This is a genomic window from Arthrobacter monumenti (assembly GCF_054511255.1).
Genome location: NZ_JBTNCY010000008.1, coordinates 98,091 through 123,429 on the forward strand (window position 1 = coordinate 98,091; position 25,339 = coordinate 123,429).

Below are 25,339 nucleotides of genomic sequence, written 5' to 3' on the forward strand. Positions count from 1 at the left end.
GATACATGCCTGCCCAAACCAGCCGTGGTCCTGCCCCTCTGCTCGTCCTGAACAAGATCAGCGATATCCTCGGCGCCTTCTCGCTGGCCCGTCCTGAACTGTCGTTGACCGAAATCCGGGAAGCTACCGGACTTCCGACGTCGACCGTGCAGCGGCTGGTCGGCAATCTGGTGACGCACGGGTTCCTGGACCGGGTCGATGACCGCTATCGGGTGGGCATCAAGATGTCGTACTGGGCCGCCCCCGCGACGCAGGGCGTGGAAATTCTGGAAATCCTCAAGCCGGTCCTGAACAAACTTCGGGATGAGCTGGGCGAAACGGTCGGCTTTTTCCAAAGCTCGCTGAACTACCGGGTCTGCGTTGCCGTGGCCGAAACGCACCACATGCTGCGCCGTGACATGCGCGTCGGCCGGATCCTGCCGTTGCACGCCGGTTCGGCCGGGAGGGTGCTGCTGGCGTGGGATCCAGATCTGGCCAAACGCGTCCTCGCCACGGACCTGGACCAGTTGACGGAAAGCACGATTACGGACACCGATTCGCTCCGCCTGGCCATCGAACATACCCGGAATGACGGGTACGCGATCACGACAGGCGAACGCGAGTCGGGCGCCAGCGGATTATCGGCACCGGTGTTCAACGCCCAGGCGGATCTGGTGGGCGCGTTGACCATTATGGGTCCGACGCTCCGGATGCCACGCGAACTCTGCGAGCAGTGGGTGGAGAAACTGTTGGAGGGAGCCGAACAGATCACCCGGATGGTGGGCGGACGCTGGCCATCCGAGCGCGGCGGCCCGGCCGACAAGGCGCAGTAACCGGGCGGCCCGGCTGACTCACACAGTAACTGGACCGCCCGTCTGGCTCCGCGCAGTAGTCAGGCGCTTTGGATAACCCATTCGAAGGCCGAGGCCTTGGACCGTGTTCCCTGTGCCGATTTGGAGCGGTTATTCTCCCCCAGTTCGCTGATGATGCCCTCGCCGAGCCGCACCAGATCGGCAAAGTTATCCGGCTTCAACCAGTCAGGACGGATGGCGAACAGCAGGTCCTCGGAGGAGGTGTTGCCCGAAGCTCCGGGAGCGAACGGGCAGCCGCCGAGGCCGCCCAGCGCACCGTCGACCGTCGTCGCACCGGCTTCTATGGCTGCCAGCGAGTTGGCTACTCCCATTCCCCAGGTGTCATGGCCGTGATAGACGACGCCGAGTTCCGGCGCCGACTGCCGTACCCGACCGATTAATGAAGAAACTTCAGCGGGAACCGCATGGCCGAGCGTGTCGCAAATGACGACGTCGTTTACGCCTTCGCCGCGCGGGTCCTCCACCAGCTTCAGCACCCGGTCCGGGTCGATCCGGCCCTCGAAAGGGCAGGTAAAGGACGTGGCGAGGCACAGCTGAATGGTTGCCCCGGCGTCGCGCGCATTCTGGATTGCCTGCGGCAGTGCCTCCATGCTGGCTTCGGTGGTCCGGCCGATGTTGGCCTTATTGTGGGCGTCGGAAACACTCAGGCAGTACTGCATGTTCCGCGCGCCGGCCGCTGCCGCCTTTTCCACATGGCGGGGCGTTGCGACCCAGACCCAGCATTTTTCCAGTTCCTCCGGCGTCAGCGCCTCGATCAGTTCGACCGTGTTGGCCATCGGCGGCACCAGGTCCGGACGCGCCATTGAACCAATTTCGATCGAGGGCACGCCGGCCGCAAGCAGAGACCGAACGATCTCCACCTTGCGCTCGACCGAAAGCACTCCGCCAGTCAGTTGCAAGCCGTCGCGCAGGGTTACATCGCGCAGCAACGGTCCATTTCCAGTCGGGCTCATACCAGCTCCATTTCCATCCGTGCCATGATATCCGCAGCCTCTTCCGGCGTTTTGCCCAGCAGGTTTTCCAGCACCTCGCGGGTATCGGCGCCCAGATCCGGGCCCAGGTTCCTGATCGGCAGCGACTGTCCGCCGATGACCGGCGTGACCCCGACAAACGCGACGTCGGACAGCGTCTCTTCGCCGGTGGAGACATCAAACCGCTGGATCATGTTCCGGGCGGCGTACTGCTCATCCGTGACAATATCGGCGGCCGTGTAAATCGGCCCGGCGGGAACCCCGGCGCCGTCGAGGACCTCCAGCGCTTCCTTCGCCGTGCGCGCCGCTGTCCACTCGCCGATTGCCTGGTCCAGTTCCTCGCGCCTGGCCCACCGGTCGGCGTTGGTCTGGAGTCCCGGGTCGCTGCCCAGATCGGGTCGTCCAATGGCTTCCATGTAACGGGCGAAGATCCGGTCTCCATTACCGGCGACGACGATGCTGCCGCCACCCTTGCATATGTAGGCGTTCGACGGTGCGATCCCCTCCATCCGTCCGCCGGTCCGTTCCCGGTTGACGCCGTAGGCGCTGTGGTCCGGGATGAGCGATTCCATCATCGAAAGCATGGCTTCGTTGAGAGCGACGTCGATCATCCGGTGTCCGAGCGGAATCGGCGCACGGCCGCGCTTGGTTTCCCGCTCAAACAGCGCCATCACCGACCCGAACGCGGCATACAGGCCTGCGATCGAATCGCCGATGGAGACGCCGACGCGTACCGGGGGCCGGTCCGGGTCGCCCACCAGCTCCCGGAAGCCACCAAATGCCTCGGCGACTGCCGCGAATCCCGGCCGTGCCGACATCGGGCCCGTCTGTCCGAAGGCGGAAATCCGGGTGACAATCAGTTCCGGGTTCACTTCGTTGAGGACCTCCGGGCCGATGCCCCACTTTTCCAGGGTTCCGGGCCGGAAGTTCTCCAGCACGATGTCGGACTTCGCGGCGAGGTCAAGAACCATCGCGCGGCCTTCCTCGGTGCGCAGGTCGATCACCACGGACTTTTTGTTGCGGTTGATCGTCCGGTAAAGCATGGACGTGTCGCCGGCATACAGCCGCCAGTTCCGCAGCTCGTCTCCGGTGCGGGGACGCTCAACCTTGATCACTTCCGCGCCGAAGTCGGCCAGCAGCCGTCCCGCGGTAGGTGCGGCAATGTAGTTGCCCAATTCGAGCACCCTGATGCCCTGCAGCGGCGCGATGTCGTTCGTGTTTTCCGTCAAGTGAACCATTCCTAGATGAAGATGCTGAGCACCAGGGTGAAGCCGAGGGCGACCACCGAGGCGACGGAGACTCCCAAAGAACAGGTCTTCAGGGTTCCGCGGGTTGTCTGGCCGAGCATCGACTGCAGCAGCCAGAAGGTATTGGACGTTACATGGACCAGGAACAGTGAACCGGCACCGGCGGCCAAGGCGATCAGCACCGGGTTGAGTCCAAGGGCCGGAGCGACAGGAGCCAGCAGTCCGGCGGCCGTAATGGCTGAGATGGAGACGGAGCCGACGGCGATATGCAGCACTGCCGCTATGCCCCAGACCACCAGCAGCGGCGCCACCGTCGAGGCGGAGAAGTACTGTCCCAGGACGTCGCCCATTCCGCTGGTGGCGACGATTGCGGCGAGCGAACCGCCGGCACCGGTGAGGATGAGGATCTGACCGGAATCGTTGAAGCCACTGGCCACGGCCGTCTCGACGCGCTTGGTGCCGATGGTCATCCGGGCAACCAGGCTGGTACCGAGCAGACCGATCAGCAGGGCGATTACCGGCGTCGACAGGAATTCCGTGACGGCTGAGCTGAAACCGACCATGGTGGAAATTGCGCCGCCACCGATCAGCACCAGCGAGAGGAGCATCGGGGCGAACATCACCAGCAGGCCCGGTTCACGGCGGGCCGGGGCGTCATGGGGGCGGGTCTCATCAGAGAGGACTGCGACGCCGGTGTGCTGCTTGGAGCCTTGTCTTTCGGTGGCGAGGTTGCCGTCGTCGGAGGTTGAGCCTGACGTGGAGGTGCCTGACGTGGAGGTGCCTGACGTGGAGGTGCCCGAGGTGGGTGCAGCGGGGCCGGACGTGCCGCCGTTAGCGTGCCGCCCGGCTTCCCCGGATTCGCCGGATTCAGCCGGACCGGACGTCTCCAGGAGGAGCTGCTGCTCGTCCGATTCGGCATTCCAGAGTCCTCGGTGGATGAAGAAGTTCATGATCATGATCGCCACGATGATGGTTGGAACGATGACGAGAAGACCGTAGATCAGCATCTCGCCGAGCGGGACACTCAGGAGACCCGCAAGCGCGACGGTGGCGACGCCGGGAACCATCAGGACGATGCCGCACTCGAGGCTGATCGCCATCGCGGTGGCCATTTTGGCGGTTCCGTATTTGCCCAGTTTGGGGGCGATGCGGCGGGCGAGCGGCGCGCTCATCACCAGCAGCACATCGAGGAAGATTGACTGCAGGGCCGTTCCGATAGTGAGGCCAAGCGCGTACGGAACGCCCTTGGGCCCGAAGACGTGCAGCAGCTTGTCGACCAGTTTGCGGATGGCGCCCATCTCGTTGAGCAGCGCTCCCATCAGAACGCCCCAGGCGATTAACAAGCCGATTTCGAACATGATGTCGCCGAAGCCGCGCATGATCGTTTCGGTCGTTTTGGTCACGCCCAGTCCGGTGGCGAGACCGAGGATTGTTCCGCCGATCACCAGCGCGATGGCGGGATTCACCCGGAGCTTCAGGATCATCACCACGATGGCGATGATGGACGCCGCCGTGATGCTTAGTATTTGCCAATCTTCCATAAGTTTTCCTTGTCGTCCTCAATCCTGGGATGCTGTAATCAACATCACGTCCCCATAATGTGAGCACGATCTCATGATGTGAGTCAAGTCCCAATTTCCTCTAGGCTGTGTTTCAGGTTCTGCAGGAACGCCCTGCGATGGGACGACGACGCGTCACTGAAGGAGATTTCAAGATGGACACCACGAAAAGAATCGCTGTCATTCCGGGTGACGGTATTGGCAAGGAGGTCATGCCGGAAGGAATCCGGGTGCTGAAGTCAGCCGCTGAGGTCTTCAACCTCGACCTTGAGTTCGTGGAGTTCGACTTCGCCTCGGCGGACTACTATCTGGAGCATGGACGGATGCTCCCGGAGGACTGGGAAAAGACCCTGTCCACGTTCGACGCGATCTATTTCGGTGCCGTCGGCTGGCCCGACGTCGTCCCCGACCATGTGTCGCTCTGGGACAGTTTGCTGCAGTTCCGCCGTGTCTTCGACCAGTACGTGAACCTGCGCCCGGTGCGCCTGATGCCGGGGGTGCGGAGCCCGCTGGCTGGGCGGGAACCTGGCGACGTCGACTTCTACGTGGTGCGGGAGAACACCGAAGGTGAATACTCCAGCGTCGGCGGGCTGATGTATGAAGGAACCGACCGGGAGATCGTGATGCAGGAGACGGTCATGAGCCGCCACGGCATCGACCGGGTCCTCAAATACGCGTATGAACTCGCCAGCAACCGGCCGAAGAAGCACCTGACATCGGCGACGAAGAGCAACGGAATCTCCATCTCAATGCCGTACTGGGACAAGCGAGTCGAGGCCATGGCTGAGAAGTTCCCGGAGATCCGGACCGACAAGTTCCACATCGATATCCTGGCCGCCAACTTTGTGCTGCACCCGGACTGGTTCGACGTCGTCGTCGCCAGCAATCTCTTTGGAGACATTCTCTCCGACCTGGGTCCGGCCTGCACCGGAACCATTGGCATAGCGCCCAGCGCCAACATCAACCCCGAGGGCGAATACCCCTCCCTCTTCGAGCCCGTGCACGGCTCCGCCCCCGACATCGCCGGCAAGGGCATCGCCAATCCGATCGGGCAGATCTGGTGTGGAGCGATGATGCTGGAGCACCTGGGTCACACCGACGCCGGCGAGGCCGTCGTCCGGGCAATCGAGAAGGTCCTCGCCAGGGGACCGGAGGCAGGACAACTGACACCCGACCTGCAGGGAACAGGATCCACAACTTCGCTGGGAGGGGCCATCGCCGCCGCGGTGAAGGAAGACTAATCCTGTCCGGAACGTAAGATGTTGAAGTAGCCCTTCGACGGGCGGTCAGGTTGTGCCCTGGAGGGAGATTGATGGCGATTACAGCGACAACCGGGGGACATCGTTCCGCCGGAAGGCCGACGGAAAAGGTGCTTTCCAGGGAACTCATCACTCTGGGGGCCTTGGAGCTGATCAAGGCCGGCGGTTACGAGAAGTTCACCATGTCGGAGCTGGCCCGCGCCCTGAATGTTGCGCCGTCGGCCCTGTATAACCACGTCTCCTCCAAGCAGGACGTACTCGTGCTGATCCAGGACCACATCATGACCAAGGTGGCCATCGCCAGCTTCGAAACCGAGCCGTGGGATGAAGCAGTCCGCCAGTGGGCGTGGTCCTACCGCACGGTTTTCAGCAGCCACACGCCGCTGATCCCGGTGATCGCCGTGCTGCCCGTGACTGGCGCTGAGCACACCATGCAGATGTACGAGGCCGTGACTTCAGGATTCATGAAGGACGGCTGGCCGACGCCGTTGATCGTGCCAGCTATCGTGGCGCTGGAATCCTTCATTTTCGGTTCTGCCTTCGACGCCATTGCGCCGAAGGATATCTTCGAGTCCGGCCAATTGGCCGATTCCAATCCCAATTTTGCCGACGCCGTACGCCTCCAGCACCAGAGCGAAGGTTCATCCTCCGCCGATACGGCCTTCGAACTGGGCCTCGAAGGCATGATCAGCGGTCTTAAGGCACAGCGTCGAAGCTGGAAGGAAACCGCCACAGGGTAAAACTTGCGGATGGTCCCGCTTCAATGATGGTATGAATTGATGCGAAACCGTTATACAAGCCGGTCTGCGCCGCCGTCGGCGGTGCCGGTGAAAGGCTTTCGCAAGGACATCCAGGGACTGCGGGCCCTGGCGGTCTCGCTGGTTGTGCTGTACCACTTGTGGCCGAACCGTCTGACCGGTGGTTTTGTCGGCGTCGACATCTTCTTTGTTATCTCCGGCTTTCTGATCACGTCGCACCTGTTGGCCAAACCGCCGCAGGGCTTCGCCGACCTGGGCAGGTTCTGGAGCCGACGCATCCGCCGGCTGCTGCCCGCGTCGTTGCTGGTCCTCGTGGCCACCGCCGTCGCCACCCGGCTCGTGGCTCCTGTAACGCAGTGGCACCAGATTGCCCAGGAGATCATCGCCTCGGCACTCTATGTCGAGAACTGGCTGCTGGCGTCGTCGTCGACCGACTATCTGGCCGGAGGCGGGGATGCCTCCCCTGTGCAGCATTTCTGGTCACTGTCTGTGGAGGAACAGTTCTACATCGCGTGGCCTATCCTCCTGCTTGGCGCCTTTTGGTTCGCCGCCCGGCGCAACCTCGCTCCCAAGCGGGTTGCACAAGTGGTTATTGGCGCCGTGATTTGCGCTTCCCTGATCACCTCTGTCGCCGCGACCGCCGCCTCCCCGGCGAGCGCGTACTTCATCACGCCGACCCGCATGTGGGAACTGGCCATGGGAGGGTTGATCGCCACCCTTCCCGCGTTGAAGTCCGGGCGGATTGGCGACGTGGCGGCGCCCATCCTCGCTTGGACGGGCATCGGCGCAATGGTGGCGGCGGGAGTGTTCTATACCTCGTCGACGCCTTTTCCCAGCTACACCGCGCTCCTGCCCGTCCTCGGCGCAGCGCTCGTAATCTGGGCCGGGGCCACCGGACCCTACTCGCCCACGGCGGTGCTTGAACACGGTCCCATCCAGTGGCTCGGCAACGTTTCCTACTCGGTTTATCTGTGGCACTGGCCGCTGATTGCGCTGCTGCCGTTTGCCAGCGGGGACCAGCTGGGCCGGCTGGACAAGTTCTTCATCCTCGTCGCCACCCTGCTGCTCGCCGGGCTGAGCAAGGCATGGGTGGAAGACCGGTTCCGGTTCGGCAAGACCCGCTCGCCGCTGGTCGCGTCCTACCGTTTCGCAGCCGCGGGGATGACCGCCGTCGTCGCCGTTGGAGCCGTGCAAATCATGGAGGTTGAATACCGCGAGGGCAAGGCGGCGGAACAACTGCAGGCAGCTATCGAAGGCGACAACCCCTGTTTCGGTGCCGCTGCGCTCGCCGAGGGCAACGAGCACTGCCCACCACCGAAAACCGACGCCGAACTGGTTCCCGGTCCCGCCCTGGCTGCGGAAGACATGCCAAAGGGATCCGTCGAGGAATGCCAGCCGTACCCGCCGTATGAGGACCGTGCCACCTGCACCTTCGGCTCCGGCCCGAAACAGGTCGCACTCGTGGGCAATTCGCATGCCGGACATTGGTTGCCGGCCCTTGAGGTCCTCGCCGAAGAAAATGGCTGGACCATCACGACGTACCTGATGTCACGCTGCAATGCCACGGACGTGAAGCTGGAATTCGATACCGAGGAACAGACCGAAAACTGCTCCGACTGGGGCAAGTGGGTGATGGAAGAGACCAAGGGTGACAAGTACGACCTGGTCGTCACCTCCGAACGCCAATCAGTCCCGGTGCAGGGCTACAGCTACAACGAATCCAACGACCCGGCGCGCAAGGGGTACAAAAGTTACCTGAGCAAGTGGACCGACGCCGGAACCAACCTGCTGGTGATTAAGGATCCGACCTATCCCAAGCCGTCGTCGGTGCCCGAATGCCTGGCGGAGAATCCCGATGATCACTTCGAGTGCGCCGGACCGAAGGAGGACTGGGCCGTGATGACGCCTCTGAATGAGGCCGCCCAACAACTGGACGACCCGAACATCAGCACGCTCAACATGGACAAGTACTTCTGCCGGGATGGAACCTGCTACAGCGCGATTGGCGGTGTCGTCACCTACTTCGACGGCTCCCACATCTCCGCCACTTACGCCGCAACCCTGGCGCCGTATATGGAAAAACTGGTGGAGAAGGCGCTCAAAAAGTAAGGCCATTGCCGACGACGACGGCTACCTCGCCCAGGCGTGCGGCGCCGGACGGCGGGTGCTTGGCAGGGAATTGTTCAACCGCCACTCGTGGATCCACTCCGGCAGGATCAGGTCCGCCGGTGGATTTCCGAAAGTGGAGAAGATCTCCTCATTGGTCACCGGCCCCGATTCGCTGACCAGCCGGGTGGCGATGAAAGCGCGGGCGTAGATCTCGTCGTCGGACACCATCCGCTGCTCAAAGTAGATGGCGCGGTCGTCAAAGCCGAGGATCTTCGATTCGATGCTGTACCGCTGTCCCAGATTGAGCGATTTGCGGAAACTGATGGTTTCGCCGCTGACCACCGGGCTCCAGCCGTTGCGCCGCATCTTGTCCCAGATTCCGCTGCGGACCATCAGGTCGAACCGGCCCAGGTCCATCAGCGACAGATACATACCGTTGTTGATGTGCATGGCGATGTCGATATCCGTTGGCAGCACCCGCATCGGCACGGATGAGTTGCCCCAGATACTGAGTTTGGGACGACGGCGGGACAGGACCAGGTGCAGCAGAGTTCGCAAAAGCAGATGCATGGCGATCATATTACCCATCAGTAACTTAGGGGAGGAAATCGCCGTCGCTCCCTCATTGCCTACACTAAGGAAGATGACGCCGACCTACCCCTACGCCCTGCCGCTGTCCCGCTACCGCGAGTTGATGGCCCGCGACTTCCCAGCGCTGCACGCGGCGGCCGGAGAAGCCTTGACCGCCCCCGTGCCGTCCTGCCCCGGCTGGACCGGCGAGGATCTGGCCCGGCACACCGCTCTGGTCTTTCTGCAGAAGGCCGAAACCATGCGCACCGGGATCAAGCCGAAGGGCCGGTGGCTGCCGGAGGAATTGCTCCGTCTGGATTCACTGCCCCTGCTGGAGGAGGGCTATAACCAGGTCAATGAGCAGTTCGATACGCACGACCCGGCCGACCCGGCGGAGTCCTGGGTGCAGGATGACCAGACCGTTGGCTTCTGGATCCGCCGTCTTGCCCATGAAACCTCAATGCACCGGCACGACGCCGAAACAGCCTTGGACCGGCCGGTCGCCATTGACGAGGAGCTGGCTATCGACGGAATAGATGAAGTGCTCACCGTAATGCTCGGCCGCGGCGCGCCCGACGATTCGGCCACCGAGAGCACGGTGGTCATCGAGAGCGGCGGCAAGTTCTGGTCGGCAACCCTGGAACCGGAATCGGTGTCGATCCGATGGGAGGACAGCAGCTCGCCGGAGGGCAGGATCTCCGGCGGAGCCAGCGAGGTGCTGCTGTGGCTGTGGGGACGCGGCCCACTCCCTGCCGGTTCGACCGACAACGCCGCCGTCGCCGAACTGCGAACGCGGCTGGCCGAAGCCACCTGACCTTCACCAACATGGTCGACGTTTACTACGCCGTGTAGAATTCGGATTAACACAACAGTCTCAGCACCTTCTCAGCACGTTAGGATCACCATGCCCCGCATCACCATCGGACTCGGCGTCGTTCTCATCGCCCTCGGCGTCATCTCCTACATCGCCACCGCGTTCGCCAGCTGGACGGCGCTGATCCCGGCGATCCTCGGCGCCATCATCTTGGTCTCCGGCGTCATCGCCATGAAGAAGCCGAAGATCGGCATCCACATCGCTTTGGCCTTTGCCGTCATCGGCATCGCAGGCACCTTGATGAATGTGCTGGAAATCGGTGCCCTTATCGCCGGCGACGCCGAGCGTCCTGCCGCCGTGATCGCCAGCACGATCACCTTCGTGCTGCTGCTCGTCTACGTCATCGTGGGTGTGCGTTCATTCATCTCCGCGCGCCGATGGAAGACCGCCAACTCCTAAACTCGCCCGGGCCCAACGCCTAACCGTGAGCTACGCCGTCGTCCTGACGGTTGCGTCCCAGCTGCTGGTATTTCCTGATTCTGGTGGGCAACAGTTCTTCGGTGGGACGCGCCGAGAGTGCGGAGAGTTCATACTCAATCGCGGCACTCATCCGTTGACAGAACGCCCGGGGCTCGTCCGCGGCGTCGTCACGCTCGTCCACGACATGGTCGACGATTCCGTTGGCATACATCGCGGCCACATTCACCCCCTGGGCGGCTGACATGGCCGGGGCAAATTCAGTGCTGCGGTGCACTATGGCGCTGGCTCCCTCGGGCGGCAGCGGTGAGACCCAGGCGTGCTGGGCCGCAATGGTCCGGTCGGCGGGCAGCAGTGCCAGCGCCCCACCGCCGGCACCCTGGCCGAGCAGGACGGAAACGGTCGGAGATTCGAGACCGATGAGGTCGTGTAAGGATCGCGCGATCTCACCGGCCAGGCCGCCTTCCTCGGCTTCCTTGGACAGCGCGGCCCCGGCCGTGTCGATGACGGTCAGCAGCGGCAGTCCGAGCTCCTCGGCCAGCCGCATTCCGCGGCGGGCCTCGCGCAGGGACGCCGGGCCCATGGCTCCGTCGGCGCGCCTCGGACGGTCATGTCCCAACACAATGCACGGCTGATTTCCGAACCGTGCCATCGCCAACAACAGCCCCGGGTCGTTTTCGCCCTGGCCGGTGCCATTGAGCGGGAGCACATCCTGCGCCCCGACGCTGAGCAGCCTGCGCAGATCCGGTCGCCGCCGGTTCCGCGAGATCTGAATCGACGTCCATGCTTCCGCCCGGGAAGGTTGCATCGACACGGTGGCCGGCTCGGGAACCGGCGCTGTGGTTTCCCGGACGAGAATGTTCAGTGCCCGGTCGACCGTGGTGGCGAGTTCCTCCGGCGGCACCACCGCGTCGATGAGCCCCTTGTCGAACAGGTTTTCGGCAACCTGCACGTTCTCCGGAAACGGTTTGCCGTAGAGGGCTTCGTAGACCCTCGGCCCCAAAAACCCGAGCAGCGCCCCGGGTTCCGCAACGGTCACATGCCCCAGCGATCCCCACGACGCCATGACCCCTCCGGTGGTGGGATGGCGAAGGTAGACCAGATACGGATGCCCAGCCTGACGGTGCCCGCGCACTGCTGCCGTAATCCGGACCATAGACAGGAACGCAAGAGTGCCCTCCTGCATCCTGGTCCCGCCCGAAGCCGGTCCGGCCAGCAGGGGCAGCTTCTCCCGCGTGGCCCGCTCCACCGCGGTGACGATCCTGTCAGCGGCGGACTGTCCGATGGAACCGGCCAGGAACCTGAATTCGCAGACGATGACCGCCACCCGCCGCCCGCGGATCAACCCTTCGCCGGTTATGACTGACTCGTCCAGTCCGCTTTTTTCGCGGGCGGCGGCCAGCTCGCGCTGGTACTGGGGGCTGGGATCCGGATCGACGACGGCGGTGTCCCACCGGATAAACGAATCAGCGTCGAGTACGACGTCGATGAGTTCCTTTGCCGTCAGGTGCGGCTTTTTCCCGGGCGAAGCCATCTCACTCGTCTCCGGCCGCGCTGCGAAGCCACTGCCGGATCCGGTCTCCGTCCTGGTTGAGGACTGGAGGAGCAGTATGGGACTTGTTCGTCGTCTCCCCCGCCTCCTCATTGAAGAACCGCAGCGGCGGGCCGGGCAGGCCGACCTTGCCAAGGACGCTGTGCTCCACATCGATCAGCAACCCCTGCGAATGGACCTGCTCCCACGCATACACCTCATCAAGGGTCCTGACCTTGCCAGCCGGTGTTCCGGTTTCATTGAGTCTGGCCAGCAGGTCGGCGGCGTCGTAGCCGGAGAAGGCCTTCTCAATTTCTTCGATCAGCATGGCCCGGTTCCGGACCCGGTTCCCGTTGGTCGCGAACTCCGGCTTACCCGAATCCAGACCAAAGGCCTGGGCGAAGCTCGACCAAAGCCGCTCACTGCCGACACTGATCTGCACCTGCCCGTCCCGGCAGTTGAATAACCCGTAGGGTGCGATCGAGGGATGGTGGTTGCCCTGTGCGTGCGGAACCTCATCCGCGACAGTCGTCCGGGTGCCTTGGAAGGCGTGCACGCCAACCAGCGCCGCCAAAAGTGACGTCCGCACGACCTGGCCCTTACCGGTCCGCTCCCTCTCAAGCAGGGCGGCGAGCGTTCCGAACGCACCGTACATCCCGGAGAGCAGGTCGGCGATCGGAACACCTACGCGCTGCGGATCATCCGGACCGGATCCGGTCAGCGACATCAATCCGGCCTCGCCCTGCAGGATCTGGTCGTAGCCACTGCGGCTGGATTCGGGACCGTCATGGCCGAAGCCTGTAATGGAAAGAATCACCAGCTTTGGGTTCAGCTCATGCATGGCCGCCGTCGAGAATCCGAGCCGGTCCAGTACACCGGGGCGGAAGTTTTCGACGACGACGTCGGCCCGTTCCAGCAGCTCGCGGAGGACTTGTTGGCCGTCGTCGCTCTTCAAATCCAGCGCGATGGATTCCTTATTCCGGTTGCAGGACAGGAAGTAGGTGGCCTGCGGGTCGTCTTCCGGCCCCACAAAGGGCGGACCCCAACCGCGGGTGTCATCGCCGGACGCCGGGTTCTCCACCTTGATAACCCGGGCGCCGAGGTCCCCGAGCATCATGCCCGCATGTGGACCGGCAAGCGCCCGGCTCAGATCCACCACCAGGTAACCGGACAACGGTCCATTTGTTCCAGTTTCAGCGTTCATCGCAAACCCTCTTTCTCGTACTTCTTCCAACTGTCTTTAGGTTCGTGGTGGCCTTAGAGCCAGCCGGGAACCACCAGGACCAGCCATGCAATCGGCGGCCCCGCGACGACGACGATGGCGCCATAGGAGAGGATCTGCTTGTAGAAACGGTCCCGGTCGGTGCCTTCAGGCGCGTTGGCAAGGACCAGCGCACCATTGGTGGAGAAGGGGGAAACGTCCACAATCGTGGAGGCCACTGCGAGTGCGCAGATGACACCAATGGCTCCGACTTCACCGGACTCGAGGAACGGAATGGCCAGCGGAATCAGGGCGGCAAGGATTGCCGTCGAGGAGGCGAACGCGGAGACGACGGCACCGATGTAGCAAATCAGCAGTGCGGCCAGCATTGGCATGCCAAGGCTTGCGACGCCGTCGGAAACGTAATCGATTGTTCCGGCTTCCTGCAGGACACCAACAAACGTCAGCATGCCGCAGATGAGCAAAACGGTTGACCAACTGATCTTGTCGACCGCGCCCTTCTGCGCTTTCGGAAAGACGAGGGCCAGAATAACCGCGATGGTAATGGAGACGAACCCGACGTCAATGCTGAGTCCCAGGGCCACGATCGCAAGGATGATCAATCCGGCGATCGTGGTGTACTGCGAAGCCTTATCGGACTTCGCATCGGTAGTGGCCGGCGCTGCACCGGCGGACTTGTCGGACTTGGCTTCGGAGTCGTCGTACTTGGCGTCGTCGGCACGATTGGTGCCGCTGATCCGATGGCCCACGCTGGCGTTCATTCGGGCTTCGGCGCCCCGCTCGACCATTTGTCCGACCCGGGTCGAGAGCAACTTCCGCCCGCCGAGGACCATGAACAAGACGACGGCAATCAGGAAGTTGAAGATGAGGCTGGAGAGGAAGAGCGCCAGCGGGCTGTACTCGAACCCGGTATCGGCCACGATGCTGTTGACAATGACTCCGTAGACAGCAATTGGCGAGAAACCACCGGCCTGTGCTCCATGGACGACCATCATGCCCATCAGCAGCGGGCTGATCTTGTGCTTCGCGGCGAAACCGAGCGCGATGGGAGCCATAATCGCCACCGCGGCAGGACCGAGCGCGCCGACCGAAGTAATGATGGCCGTGATGACGAACATGACCCATGGGATCATCGCCACCCGGTTGCGGACCAGTTTCACGGCCCAGTGAATTAACAGATCGATGGTCCCGTTATTCTGCGCGATGGCAAAGAGGTATGTCACTCCAACCAAAGTCAGGAATAGTCCGCCGGGAAAACTGGCGATAATGTCATCCGTTTCCATCCCGAGGAAGACGGCCCCAAGCAGAAAGGCGCCCACGAACCCGAGGGCGCCCATATTGATGGGAAGAATTGTTGCAATCAAGAACATCGCCGCCAGGACGATGATCGATAAGACGGGGGCTGACATCTCTATTCCTCCAGGGATAAGATACGTGACATGAATTACAGGCTCAGTGGACTAGCCTGTAGTGCACTTGACCACTTTGTCAATACCCGGATGTAATGTGGCTCATAGAAATCCATCCAGTCCAAAGGGGGACATCATCGCTAAAAATGCCGCACCCGGCTCCTTGGAACGTGTCGCGAGACCCCGCCTGTACGAACAGCTCGTGGAGCAGCTGTACAGCTACATCGAGACTGCAAAGCTGGTACCCGGAGACCACTTGCCGGCCGAACGGGAGCTCGCGGACAGGCTCGGCGTTTCGCGTGCCACGCTGTCCCAGGCATTGGTTGCCCTGGAGGTTCTTGGAGTTATCGATGTCCGGCATGGAGCCGGGGCCGTCCTGGTGTACCGGCCAAGCATCGCCACCGTCCTCAAGGGACTACAGGAACACAAGAGCCGGCTTCCGGAAATTACCGAGGCCAGGAGCACCTTGGAAGTCAAGCTCGCCGCCCTCGCAGCCACACGCCGGACAGACGAGGATCTGGCGGCTATCGATTCGGCACTGGAAACGATGAAGAATGAAATTTCCGACGGCGGTAAAGGAGCCCACGGAGACGAGCTTTTCCATCAGGCCATCACATCTGCTGCACGGTCCCGCGTGCTGGGGCAGCTGATGGGATTCATCGCCGAAATGGTGTTGGAAACCCGTCTCGAATCCCTGGGACAGCCCGGCCGGCCGGAACAATCGTTGGCGTCGCACCATACGATCGCCGATGCCATCCGGGCCCAGGACCCTGATGGCGCGGCCGAAGCGATGCGCGATCATATCGCCCTGGTGTCCGACGTCGAACTCCTCAAGTAACAGCCGGGACTCCCTGAACGGCCGGTAATTACTCCTTCACGGCTCCGGCGCTGGCGTTCATGATCTTGCGCTGGAATATAAAGAAGACGACCGCCACCGGCACCGTCATGAGCGCCGCCGCGGCGAGCTTCAACGGGTACTGCGTTCCCTGGCTGAGCTGGCCGGAGGCAAGCTGGGCCACGCCCTTGGTGAGCGTGGTCAGCTCCGGACTCTGGGTGGAAACGATGAAGTGGTTGAGCTCATTCCAGGACCCTTGGAAGGACAGGATGACAATGGTCATTACTGCGGGGACGGCCATCGGCAGGACGATGGACCAGAAGGTGCGGAAGACCCCTGCGCCATCGATCCGCGCCTGCTCCTCCACGCTCACCGGGATGGACTCGAAGAAATTCTTCATGATGAAAACACCCGCTGCATCGGCCAGCAATGGCACGATCATGCCGGTGTATGAGTCGTAGATGCCGAGTTGGTTGATCACCAAAAATTTCGGGATCAGCAGGACGACGCCGGGAACAGCCATAACTGCCACCAACAGCGCGAACACGAGCCCCCGCCCGCGAAATTTGATCCGGGCCAGGGCATAGCCGGCAAGGGAGTCGAAAAAGACCCTGCCCAACGTGACGAAAACAGTGACGATGGTCGAGTTCATTGACCACAGCAGGAAATCCGAATTCTGGAACAGTGTCTCGTAGGCAGCAGCAGTCCAGGTCTGTGGAATCAGTCCGATCGGGTTGCTCGCCGCTTCCGGTTCGGTCTTGAAGGAGGTGGCAACCTGGATCAGGAACGGCATGATGTAGACGACCGCAAGACCGATCAGTACCAAGTAGGCCGTCCAGGCCGACGACAGCGGGTTGCGCCGCCGGCGTATTCCGGCAGGCCGCGGCGCCGATGGAGGTGTGCTTCCAGTTCCGGCACCGGTACGCCCGGTCTCAATTTCGACACTCATCAGTTGCCCCTGGCTTTCACATTAACGGCCTGCTTGTTCCGCCGCCGGTTCCGTGGCACGGCGTCGTTGTCCCGGAGGAAGAAACGCTGGACGACGGTGAAGAAGACGATGATGGCAAACAAGATAAAGGCAATCGCCGCACCTTGGCCCCACTCCTGCTGGTTGAACGCGGCGTTGAATGAAAGATACGCCGGCGTCAGCGTCGTTTTGGCCGGCCCGCCCTGGGTACCTGTGTAAATCTGGTCGAAAACCTGCCAGGTACCGATCAACCCCAACGTGATCACCGTGAACAAAGTGGGCTTGAGCATTGGCAGGGTCACATGCCAGAACCGCTTCCAGGCGTTGGCGCCGTCCATCACAGCAGCCTCCTGGACTTCACCACTGAGGTTCTGGATGGCCGCAATGAACAGCAGCATGAACGTCCCGGAGGTGGTGAAAATGGCCATCAGGACGAAGGCGCTCATCGCAACCGACGGGCCGGCGATCCATTCCCACCAGCTGATCCCGAGGAAATCGTTTTCGATCAGGAAGGCCGGGGCACTGTCCAGCCCAAAAACGCCGTAGATGAGGTGCAGGACGCCGCGCGGATCCTGGAACCAGTTGGGACCGTTAATACTGAACCAGGACAGCACGTTGTTGACGGCACCGGTCGCGCTGAACAGGAAGAGCCACAGCACCGTAATGGCGACCGAGCTGGTCACCGACGGAAAGTAGAACGCCGTCCGGAAGAATCCGCGGCCCTTGAGGATTTGCCGGCTGACGAGCATGGCCAGGAAAAGCGACAGCGCCGTCTGCAGGGGCACCACCAGGACCACGTAGTAGAAGTTATTGCGGATCGAGGTGCCGAAGTCCTGCGTGGCCAGACCGCCCCCGGCCAGGATGTCGGCGTAGTGCTTTGCGCCTACAAATCCGACGTCGGCGGCCAGCGGGCTGCCCCGCCCGGTCCAGTCGGAGACACTCACCCAGGCGGCCATCAATACCGGTACCACCAGGAAGAGTCCCAGCAGGATGATGATCGGGGTGATGAACAGCCAGCCGGCCAGTTCCTGTCGTCCCCGGATTCCACCGCGGCGGGCACGCAGGCGGGCACGTAGTGGTGCCTTGGTTTCCATCAATCTGCACTACCGATCCGGCGGGCGTCCCATCTCCGGGACGCCCGCCCTGTTGCTTCTAGTCCTGCACCACCGCTTGCATGTTCTGCTGCACGCTGTCGAGGATCTGCTGCGGATCCGACGACTGCAGCGTCGCCAGCTGTGCATTCAGCTCCGCGATCACGTCCGCCGCCCCTTCCTGCGAGGGCAGGTTCTGCGCGTACTCGGCACCGTCAATGAAGGCCCCTAGTTTCGGGTATTCCGCCTTCCACTGGTCCGCGAGCGACTCGACCGAGGGCATCACGCCGAAGGCTTCGGCGAATGCCATCTGGCTCTCTTCCGAAGTCAGGTGCTCCACCAGCTCAACGGAGCCCTTGACGTTGTCGCTGTCTGCGGCGATACCCCAGCAGTTCGTGTACTGCAGCGTGCCCATGCCTTCGGGGCCGGCCGGCAGCTCCGCAACCTGATAGTCAACCTTTGGGAAGTCGTTGCTCATGGCGCCGGCAATCCAGTTGCCCTCGATGGTCATGGCGGCCATGCCCTTGCCGAACGCCTCGCCGCCCCAGCCTGCACCGAGATCGGAGGAATAGGCAGCAATGCCGTCCTTCATCATGGATTTCACATAGCTGAGGGCTTCCACGTTCGCCACACTGTTCACGGTTGCTTCAGTGCCGTCGTCGGACACCAACCCGCCGCCGGCCTGGGCGAAAAACGCTCCAACACGCTGGTACTCGGGGCTGAACGCGAGTCCCATGGTCTTGTCTGTGGTCAGCTTCTCCGAGACCGCCCGCAGCTCATCCCAGGTGGTGGGGATATCCGCGTCGGTGAGCCCGGCGTCCTTCCACATTTCCGTGTTGATCACCAGCGCCAGGGTGGAGAAGTCCTTCGGTGCGCAGTAAAACTGATCCTCATAGGTGAACGCTTCGCGCAGGCCCTCGTAGAACTTGTCCGCGTTCTCCAGGTCTTCGGCGTAGGGTTCCAGCGAACCGTTGGAGGCGTAGCCAACGAACTGGTTGGAGAGGTAGAAGACGTCTGCCGGCTCACCGGATGCGAATCCCTGGCTCAACTGCTGGTTGAGGTCGGAGGCAACCTGGACCTCGGCCTTGACGCCCGACTCCTCAGACCATTCCTTGACCGCCTCCGTGACGGCCTCGGTTTCGGCCGCGCCGGAGGAACCGATCAGAACGCTGATGGGCCCGCCACTGCTGGCCTCTTCGGACCCGCCGCCACCCCCTGATGAGTCCTCAAAGCCGGAGCCTCCGCAGGCAGTTAACGCGAGCGCTGCGGTGCTGGTGACGGCGACGGCGATGGAGAACCGCCGCGCGCGCGAGGTCATGTGTCCACTCTTCATTGTGTGATTCCTCTTCTCTAAACTGCCGGCGCTCCGTCAGGAGACCGGTTCACCTGTGGTGATGAACGGGTCGGAGCGGCGGTGGACCAGTTCCGACTTGAGCAGCAGGTGCTGTTCGGGTTCCGTCTGGCCGTTGTGGCCAGTCAGTTGATGGGTCAGCAGCGAAACAGTGTGTTGTGCCGCCGCTTCGATCGGCTGGGAAACGCTGGAAAGCCCGACGGCGGCAGCCACCGGTGTGTCGTCAAAGCCGACGACGGCGGGTTCCCCCGCGTCCGGCATTAGTTGCCGCCAGGCTGCGGCAGCACCGAGGGCCAGCGAATCACTGACACATACGATGGCGGTGGCTCCTTGCGCGACCAGTGCTTCCGCGCCGCGGGCGCCATTACGCACGCTGTCCTCCACTGACACGGTCAACGCGGCGAAGTCGGTATCCGCAGCGCCGGCGGCCATTGCCCTGCGCCAGCCGCTCCGGCGGTCGTCCCCCGCGCCGGAGCCTTCCGGCCAACCCAGGAATCCAACCTTGCGGTGCCCCCGCGCCAGGAACATCTCCGTGGCAGCCGCGGTGCCGGCGCCGCCGTCGATATCAACCCACGCATGGGCGGCGTCGAAGGGGTCCGATGTGGCACTCCAGGGGCGGCCAAAGGCGACAAACGGGACGTCCCGCTCCAGCAGCCAGTCGGTCCGGGCGTCGGCGTGGTGGGTGTTGGTGAGTACGAAGCCATCCAGGTCCGCCGTATCGAGCAGTTGCTCATACTCCGAAATCTCGTCGGCATCGTCGTCGGCCGTGAAGAGGGTCAGGCGGTACCCCTCCAGCTGTGCCGATTCGGTGAGCGAATGCAGGAAGCGGTCGAGGATGGAGCCGTTGATGCCGTCGGTGGAAGGGTATAGACGCATGGCCAAATCCATTGACCGGCGGGTCCGAAGCTGGCGTCCGGCAGCGCTGGGACGATAACCGGCCTCCGCGATGGCGGCGCGGACGCGTTCCAGCGTCTCCGGCTTGACCCGGTGCGGCGAATTAATCGCGTTGGAAACCGTCTGGCGGGATACGCCCAGCTCGTTGGCCAGCGTGACTAGCGTGTGCTTCGGCGTCATCGGTCCTCCTTCCGGGTTGGTGGCCATCCGGCCTGCGATAAGGTGATTCTTCAACTATGAACGTTCAAACCAGTGATGCACTTCTTAAATTTGATCGTTCAAATAAGATAGATTCATAATGAATTCGCGGCATTCGACTTGTCAAGGACCGTTTCCCTAACGTGACCTTTACCCGTCGAGCCGCGACCCGCCTTCCGTCGATCAGGAGAACCGCCCATGGCCTCCACGCAGCCCTTCCTCCACAACCTGCCCGGAGTGTTTCTTGCTCCCTATCAGGCGTGGTCTGCCTCGGACGGCCAGATCGGGGGCGGCGCCGAAGGCATCTACTGCTCCGATGACCGCGTAATTTCCGAAGCCGGCCTCTCCGTCGCCGGACATGAACTGCGGTGGCTTTCGACGCAGGTCCACTCCGCGACCGCCGTCGACTTCCACTACGTGGTGATGGTTCCCTCGAGCATCGCGGACCCGCTGGTGACCGTAGTGCGTGAGCGGCGGGCCACGACTGAGGGGATTTCGGAGCAACTCCGGATCGAATCCGCGCATGAGCAGGACGTGCGGCTGGACCTGAGACTCACGTTGACCACCGACAACACGCCAATGGAACAGATCAAGGACGGCCGGACCGCCGGACGGCGGACCGCGGTCTCGGATACCACGTGGAACTGGCGGGACGACGACACTACCGCGAGTCTCGAGGCGCCCGGCGCAAAGGTCGATTTCCCCGACGGAACCATTGCCTTGAACTGGGTCGTCGACATCGCGGCCGGCTCCACAGCCGGGACGGGCTGGACTCTGCGGCTGCAGGATTTGGCCGCGCCTGTCATCGGAACGCCGCTGCGGCCGCTGCCGACCCCCGCCGTCGTCAATGACGATCCCCGGCTGAAGCGGCTGATGCACCGTGCCTTCTCCGACCTCAGCAGCCTCCGCATTGCGGACCGGGCATTGCCCGACGACGTGTTCCTCGCCGCCGGGGCGCCCTGGTTCTACACCATGTTCGGGCGCGATTCGCTGATTGCGGCGCGGATGCTGCTCGCGGTGGACACCACACTTGCCGCCGGCACCCTGCGTACGCTCGCCGCACGCCAAGGCACCAAAACCGACGTCGAAACCGCCGAGCAGCCGGGCAAAATCCTGCACGAAGTCCGCCGCACGACGCTGAAAGTGGCCGGGCACGACGGCGTCCAACTGCCTCCTGTCTACTACGGCACCATTGACGCGACGCCGCTGTGGATTTCGTTGCTGCACGACGCCTGGCAGGCAGATATGCCCGAGTCGGAGGTCGAGGCGCTGCTGGACAATCTGGAGGCGGCGCTGAACTGGCTGGGCGAATATGGCGATTCCGACGGGGACGGCTTCCTCGAGTATCTGGACACCACCGGCCACGGGCTGGCAAACCAGGGCTGGAAGGACTCCGGCGACTCCATCCGCTGGCACAACGGCTCCCTCGCCGAAGGACCGATAGCGCTGTGCGAGGTCCAGGGATACGCGTACGAGGCTGCCATCGACGGCGCCGCCTTGCTCGAGGCATTCGGCCGTCCCGGTGCCGGGCGCTGGCGCCAATACGCGGCTGAAATGGCCGAACGGTTCCGCGCCTCGTTCTGGTGCGAGGACGAATTGAGCAGGTACCCGGCGATCGCGTTGGACGCGGAGAAGAAACCGGTCGACGGCGTCAGCTCCAACATGGGGCACCTGCTCGGAACCGGAATCCTGAACGAGGAAGAGAAAGCCGCCATCGCCCGCAGGCTGATGCACCCCACGATGTTCTCCGGCTACGGGATCCGGACGGTTTCAACGACCAACGGCGGCTACTGGCCGCTGCGTTATCACGCCGGATCGGTTTGGTCGCACGATACGGCCATGATCCTCGCCGGGCTGCTTCGGGACGGATTCGCCGACGAGGCCGAAACCTTGGCAAGGGGCTTGCTCCGCGCCGCCGATGGATTCGACTACCGGTTGCCGGAACTGTTCTCCGGCGACTCCGCCGACAAGACGTGGCCGCCCATTGCCTACCCGGCGTCCTGCCGTCCGCAAGCCTGGGCCGCCGCGTCGGCCGTGCCCATCGCCGTCGCCCTCGGGGGCCTCAAGTAGGTCGGCCGGTCAGCCCTCGGCCCGTCAGTCAGCACGCTGCAGTGGGCTGACTGACGGGTAACCGGCTGATTCACGGCAGCATCCGGACCGAAGTGAGCGGGCCCCTGGTTGCTAGAGTCGGAGATGCATGTGGTCCAACCACACAGCTTCCCGCCGTGAAGAGGAATCCAATGACCGATCAGCAGATGTCCGAACAAGAGCCGCAGCCAGTCCAGGATGGCCCACCTATGCCAACCGCAGGCCAGCCGGCCGAACAGACCACCAGTCGTGCCGCCGTCGTACAGGCAGTTCCGGCCGCGCTGCGCCGCCGCATTCCCAAGGCCGGCGACTTGGCACCGCTGATGCAGTTCAAGAAACCCGCACTTCCGACAACGAAGAACCGCCTGGCCAAAGCCAACACCATTTCCGACCTGCGGACACTCGCGAAGCGCCGCACTCCAAAGGCGCCGTTCGACTACACCGACGGCGCCGCGGAAGAGGAAATCACGCTGCAACGGGCGCGCGAATCATTCCACAATCTCGAATTCCGTCCCGGCGTGCTGCGCAACGTCTCCACCGTGGATCTCAGCACTGAAATCCTCGGAAAAACCTCGGCCCTGCCGTTCGCGATTGCCCCCACCGGTTTCACCCGGATGATGCAGTCGGAGGGTGAATACGCCGGTTCGCAGGCAGCGCAGGAAGCCGGCATTCCCTACACCCTGTCGACTATGGGCACGGCGTCGATCGAGGATGTCGCCGCGGCCGCACCGAATGGCCGGAACTGGTTCCAGCTGTACCTATGGACGGACCGCGAGCGTTCGATGGAGCTGATCGACCGGGCGGCGAAGGCCGGGTACGACACCCTGATGGTCACCGTCGACACTTCCGTTGCCGGAGCACGCCTGCGTGATGTCCGCAACGGCATGACCATCCCGCCCGCGCTGACCGCCAAGACCGTGCTCGACGCTTCCTACCGGCCGGCCTGGTGGTTCAACTTCCTCACGCATGAACCGCTCTCCTTTGCGTCGCTCTCGCGCTACTCCGGCACTGTCGCGGACCTGATTAACTCCATGTTCGACCCGACACTCACCTATGCCGATCTGGACTGGCTCCGCCAGGTATGGAAGGGCAAGCTCCTGGTCAAGGGCGTGCAGACGCTCGACGACGCGAAAAAGGTGGTAGACCACGGCGCCGATGGGATCATCCTCTCCAACCACGGCGGCCGCCAGCTGGACCGGGCACCGATCCCGCTGCATCTGCTCCCGGAAGTCGCCGCCGAACTCAAGGGCAAGACTTCGATCCTGCTCGACACCGGCATCATGAGCGGTGGGGATATCGTCGCGGCCTTGGCGCTGGGCGCAGACTTCACGCTGGTCGGCCGGGCCTACCTTTATGGCCTGATGGCCGGCGGCCGGGCGGGCGTGGACCGGGCCATCGGGATTCTCGGGAGCCAGGCGGCCAGGACCATGCAGCTGCTGGGCGTGAACAAGATCGAGGAGCTGACACCGGAACACGTGCGGCTGCTGGGGTAAGGAATAACTGCTGCCGGCTATGCGCGGTCGTGCTGCATGACGGACCGGCCCACCGGAGTTCACCGATGCTCGTCCGGGGCATGCAGGTGGGCGCGCTCGCCGTCGTGGTCGAAGATGCTGATGATCTCCACGGGACCGTCATGGGCACCGATGCTGTGCGGCACCATGGTGGAGAATTCTGCCGCGTGGCCGGCCTGGACCAGGATGGTCCGCTCCCCCAACTGCAGTCGCGCCGTGCCGGACAGGACGGTGAACCACTCGCGGCCGGGATGGACCCCCATCTGCTCTGCCCCGGACGGACGTTCGGGAGTGATGCGCATTTTCGCCACCGTCACGCCGTGCAAGGTGCGTTCGCTGGACAACAGCCACGTCGTCATTCCACGCATGTGATCGGGCTCCGGCCGGATCACCACGTCCTCCTCTTCGCCCGATTCGACCAGCTGATCAAGCGAGGTGTCGAGCGCCTTGGCGATCGGAACGAGCTGGTCGAGCGCGATCCTCCGGTGCCCGGTTTCGATCCGGCTCAAGGTGGACGGACTGAGATAGCAGCGGGCGGCGAGCGCATCCAGTGACCATCCGCGGGCCAGCCTCAAACCACGGATGCGATGGCGGATCACGGCGTCCAATGCGAGTTCTTGCGTCATAAGCAATATTGTATGCCATTGACGCAGGATGTGCCTACCATGGATACATGGCACAACACTCTCAGCATCAGAATGACGTACACACAAACCACGGCCCCGATCACGGCAACCACCATCACGATCACGGCGATCACGATCAAGGCGGGCTTGCCGAATTACTTGATCTCGATGCCGAAGTCCTTGGTTCCTATCTGGACGAAGTGACCGGGTGGGCCGGGAAGTACGCCCCTGGCACTCCGCGCACCGTCGTCGATATGGGCGCCGGCACGGGAACCGGGAGTCTGGCGTTGGCCCGGCGCTTCAGCGCAGCCAAAGTGATCGCGATCGACAAGTCGGAATCCATGCTCGACCGCATCCGGACGGCGGTGGAAGGCCAAGGACTGACCGACCGCGTAAGCGCCATGCGGGCCGACGTCGATGCCGGCTGGCCGGCGCTGGGTCCGGTCGACGTCGTGTGGGCGTCTTCGTCGCTGCATGAGGTTGCCGATCCTGACAAGGTGCTCCGCGACGTTTACGCGACATTGAAACCCGGCGGCCTGCTGGTCGTCGTCGAGCTGGACACCCTGCCACGCTTCCTGCCCGACGACGTCGGCATCGGCCGGCCGGGCCTGGAGTCCCGGTGCCACGAAGTTTTGGCGGAATCCGGTTGGAACTCGCACCCGAACTGGCGCTCACATCTGGAGCAGGCCGGCTTCGAAATTGCAGCGGAACGCAGCTTCACCGCTGAGGCCGGGCCGGCGTCGTCGGGCAGCAGCCGCTACGCCCAAGCGAATATGCAACATATCCGCAAGGGGGTCGAAGGCAAGCTGGCGGCCGACGATTTGGACACCCTCGACCAGCTCCTGTCCGGGGACTCCGGAGACGGTCTCCTGCGCCGCGCGGACCTGAACCTCCGTGTCACGCGCACCGCGTGGACTGCCCGCCGGCCGTGAATACCAACGCTGGAAGCCGCCCGGGCGCGCGCCGAATCCCCGCATATCGACCCTTAACAACCCAATCGT

The 25,339-nt window shown here is 63.3% G+C and carries 22 protein-coding genes; 10 read left to right on the forward strand and 12 right to left on the reverse strand.

The window, feature by feature from the left end; translation table 11 throughout:
• The first annotated feature begins 5 nt into the window (after positions 1-5).
• On the forward strand, positions 6-812 hold the full coding sequence (locus tag ACX80B_RS13450; RefSeq protein ID WP_459296966.1) for an IclR family transcriptional regulator: 807 nt from the start codon (positions 6-8) through the stop codon (positions 810-812).
• A gap of 59 nt (positions 813-871) precedes the next feature.
• Here ACX80B_RS13450 and ACX80B_RS13455 read toward each other — a convergent pair whose 3' ends face one another.
• The 3 genes from ACX80B_RS13455 to ACX80B_RS13465 are packed head-to-tail and all read right to left on the reverse strand — an operon-like array spanning position 872 to position 4,610.
• Entirely contained in the window at positions 872-1,804 is a 933-nt protein-coding gene (locus ACX80B_RS13455) for a hydroxymethylglutaryl-CoA lyase (RefSeq protein WP_459296968.1), read from the reverse strand.
• Positions 1,801-3,051 carry a CaiB/BaiF CoA transferase family protein gene (locus tag ACX80B_RS13460; protein ID WP_459296970.1) on the reverse strand — a complete coding sequence of 417 codons (1,251 nt, stop codon included), beginning with the start codon at positions 3,049-3,051 and terminating at the stop codon, positions 1,801-1,803. Before ACX80B_RS13460 ends, ACX80B_RS13455 begins: the two co-directional genes overlap by 4 nt.
• Positions 3,052-3,062: 11 nt before the next feature.
• Positions 3,063-4,610: a GntP family permease gene (locus tag ACX80B_RS13465; RefSeq protein ID WP_459296972.1), complete on the reverse strand. Its 1,548-nt coding sequence runs from the start codon at positions 4,608-4,610 to the stop codon at positions 3,063-3,065.
• Positions 4,611-4,783: 173 nt separating this feature from the next.
• Here ACX80B_RS13465 and ACX80B_RS13470 point away from each other — a divergent pair, with 173 nt between their 5' ends.
• The 3 genes from ACX80B_RS13470 to ACX80B_RS13480 all read left to right on the forward strand — a co-directional run bounded on the left by ACX80B_RS13470 (position 4,784) and on the right by ACX80B_RS13480 (position 8,754).
• Positions 4,784-5,869, forward strand: a complete 1,086-nt coding sequence (locus tag ACX80B_RS13470) for a tartrate dehydrogenase (RefSeq protein WP_459296973.1) — start codon at positions 4,784-4,786, stop codon at positions 5,867-5,869.
• Between the two features lie 71 nt (positions 5,870-5,940).
• Positions 5,941-6,627, forward strand: coding sequence for a TetR/AcrR family transcriptional regulator (locus tag ACX80B_RS13475; RefSeq protein WP_459296975.1), 687 nt, complete (start codon positions 5,941-5,943; stop codon positions 6,625-6,627).
• A gap of 87 nt (positions 6,628-6,714) precedes the next feature.
• Positions 6,715-8,754, forward strand: a complete 2,040-nt coding sequence (locus ACX80B_RS13480) for an acyltransferase family protein (RefSeq protein WP_459296977.1) — start codon at positions 6,715-6,717, stop codon at positions 8,752-8,754.
• 21 nt (positions 8,755-8,775) lie between these two features.
• On the opposite strand, the gene ACX80B_RS13485 is transcribed toward ACX80B_RS13480, so the two are convergent.
• Positions 8,776-9,324, reverse strand: coding sequence for an acyl-CoA thioesterase (locus ACX80B_RS13485; protein WP_459296979.1), 549 nt, complete (start codon positions 9,322-9,324; stop codon positions 8,776-8,778).
• 73 nt (positions 9,325-9,397) lie between these two features.
• Between ACX80B_RS13485 and ACX80B_RS13490 the strand changes: the two genes are divergently transcribed.
• Together ACX80B_RS13490 and ACX80B_RS13495 are read left to right on the forward strand one after the other, a co-directional pair.
• Entirely contained in the window at positions 9,398-10,138 is a 741-nt protein-coding gene (locus ACX80B_RS13490) for a maleylpyruvate isomerase family mycothiol-dependent enzyme (RefSeq protein WP_459296981.1), read from the forward strand.
• A 90-nt stretch (positions 10,139-10,228) separates the two neighbouring features.
• Positions 10,229-10,597, forward strand: a complete 369-nt coding sequence (locus tag ACX80B_RS13495) for a hypothetical protein (RefSeq protein ID WP_459296983.1) — start codon at positions 10,229-10,231, stop codon at positions 10,595-10,597.
• Between the two features lie 19 nt (positions 10,598-10,616).
• Here ACX80B_RS13495 and ACX80B_RS13500 read toward each other — a convergent pair whose 3' ends face one another.
• Genes ACX80B_RS13500 through ACX80B_RS13510 form a run of 3 tightly spaced genes read right to left on the reverse strand, consistent with a single transcriptional unit; the run spans position 10,617 to position 14,777 of the window.
• A complete protein-coding gene (locus ACX80B_RS13500) occupies positions 10,617-12,149 on the reverse strand; it encodes a carboxyl transferase domain-containing protein (protein ID WP_459296985.1) in 1,533 nt (510 codons plus the stop codon).
• 1 nt (position 12,150) lies between these two features.
• Complete coding sequence (locus ACX80B_RS13505) at positions 12,151-13,350, reverse strand: CaiB/BaiF CoA transferase family protein (protein ID WP_459296987.1); 1,200 nt, start codon at positions 13,348-13,350, stop codon at positions 12,151-12,153.
• Between the two features lie 53 nt (positions 13,351-13,403).
• Entirely contained in the window at positions 13,404-14,777 is a 1,374-nt protein-coding gene (locus ACX80B_RS13510) for an SLC13 family permease (protein ID WP_459296989.1), read from the reverse strand.
• 136 nt (positions 14,778-14,913) lie between these two features.
• On the opposite strand from ACX80B_RS13510, the gene ACX80B_RS13515 reads away from it, so the two are divergent.
• Complete coding sequence (locus ACX80B_RS13515) at positions 14,914-15,615, forward strand: FadR/GntR family transcriptional regulator (protein ID WP_459297264.1); 702 nt, start codon at positions 14,914-14,916, stop codon at positions 15,613-15,615.
• A 28-nt stretch (positions 15,616-15,643) separates the two neighbouring features.
• On the opposite strand, the gene ACX80B_RS13520 is transcribed toward ACX80B_RS13515, so the two are convergent.
• The 4 genes from ACX80B_RS13520 to ACX80B_RS13535 are packed head-to-tail and all read right to left on the reverse strand — an operon-like array spanning position 15,644 to position 20,095.
• Positions 15,644-16,561, reverse strand: a complete 918-nt coding sequence (locus ACX80B_RS13520) for a carbohydrate ABC transporter permease (protein WP_459296991.1) — start codon at positions 16,559-16,561, stop codon at positions 15,644-15,646.
• Complete coding sequence (locus ACX80B_RS13525; protein WP_459296993.1) at positions 16,561-17,673, reverse strand: carbohydrate ABC transporter permease; 1,113 nt, start codon at positions 17,671-17,673, stop codon at positions 16,561-16,563. Before ACX80B_RS13525 ends, ACX80B_RS13520 begins: the two co-directional genes overlap by 1 nt.
• A 58-nt stretch (positions 17,674-17,731) precedes the next feature.
• Complete coding sequence (locus ACX80B_RS13530) at positions 17,732-18,988, reverse strand: sugar ABC transporter substrate-binding protein (RefSeq protein WP_459296995.1); 1,257 nt, start codon at positions 18,986-18,988, stop codon at positions 17,732-17,734.
• 51 nt (positions 18,989-19,039) lie between these two features.
• Positions 19,040-20,095: a LacI family DNA-binding transcriptional regulator gene (locus tag ACX80B_RS13535; RefSeq protein WP_459296997.1), complete on the reverse strand. Its 1,056-nt coding sequence runs from the start codon at positions 20,093-20,095 to the stop codon at positions 19,040-19,042.
• Positions 20,096-20,311: 216 nt separating this feature from the next.
• Between ACX80B_RS13535 and ACX80B_RS13540 the strand changes: the two genes are divergently transcribed.
• Both ACX80B_RS13540 and ACX80B_RS13545 read left to right on the forward strand, forming a co-directional pair.
• The gene (locus ACX80B_RS13540; protein WP_459296999.1) at positions 20,312-22,183 is read left to right on the forward strand and encodes an amylo-alpha-1,6-glucosidase; all 1,872 of its coding nucleotides are present in this window, start codon (positions 20,312-20,314) and stop codon (positions 22,181-22,183) included.
• Between the two features lie 227 nt (positions 22,184-22,410).
• On the forward strand, positions 22,411-23,694 hold the full coding sequence (locus tag ACX80B_RS13545) for an alpha-hydroxy acid oxidase (protein WP_459297266.1): 1,284 nt from the start codon (positions 22,411-22,413) through the stop codon (positions 23,692-23,694).
• A gap of 59 nt (positions 23,695-23,753) precedes the next feature.
• On the opposite strand, the gene ACX80B_RS13550 is transcribed toward ACX80B_RS13545, so the two are convergent.
• Positions 23,754-24,338 (reverse strand): helix-turn-helix domain-containing protein, encoded by a 585-nt coding sequence (locus ACX80B_RS13550; protein WP_459297001.1) that lies wholly within the window; start codon positions 24,336-24,338, stop codon positions 23,754-23,756.
• Positions 24,339-24,385: 47 nt separating this feature from the next.
• On the opposite strand from ACX80B_RS13550, the gene ACX80B_RS13555 reads away from it, so the two are divergent.
• Entirely contained in the window at positions 24,386-25,270 is an 885-nt protein-coding gene (locus ACX80B_RS13555; RefSeq protein WP_459297003.1) for a class I SAM-dependent methyltransferase, read from the forward strand.
• The last annotated feature ends 69 nt before the right edge of the window (positions 25,271-25,339 follow it).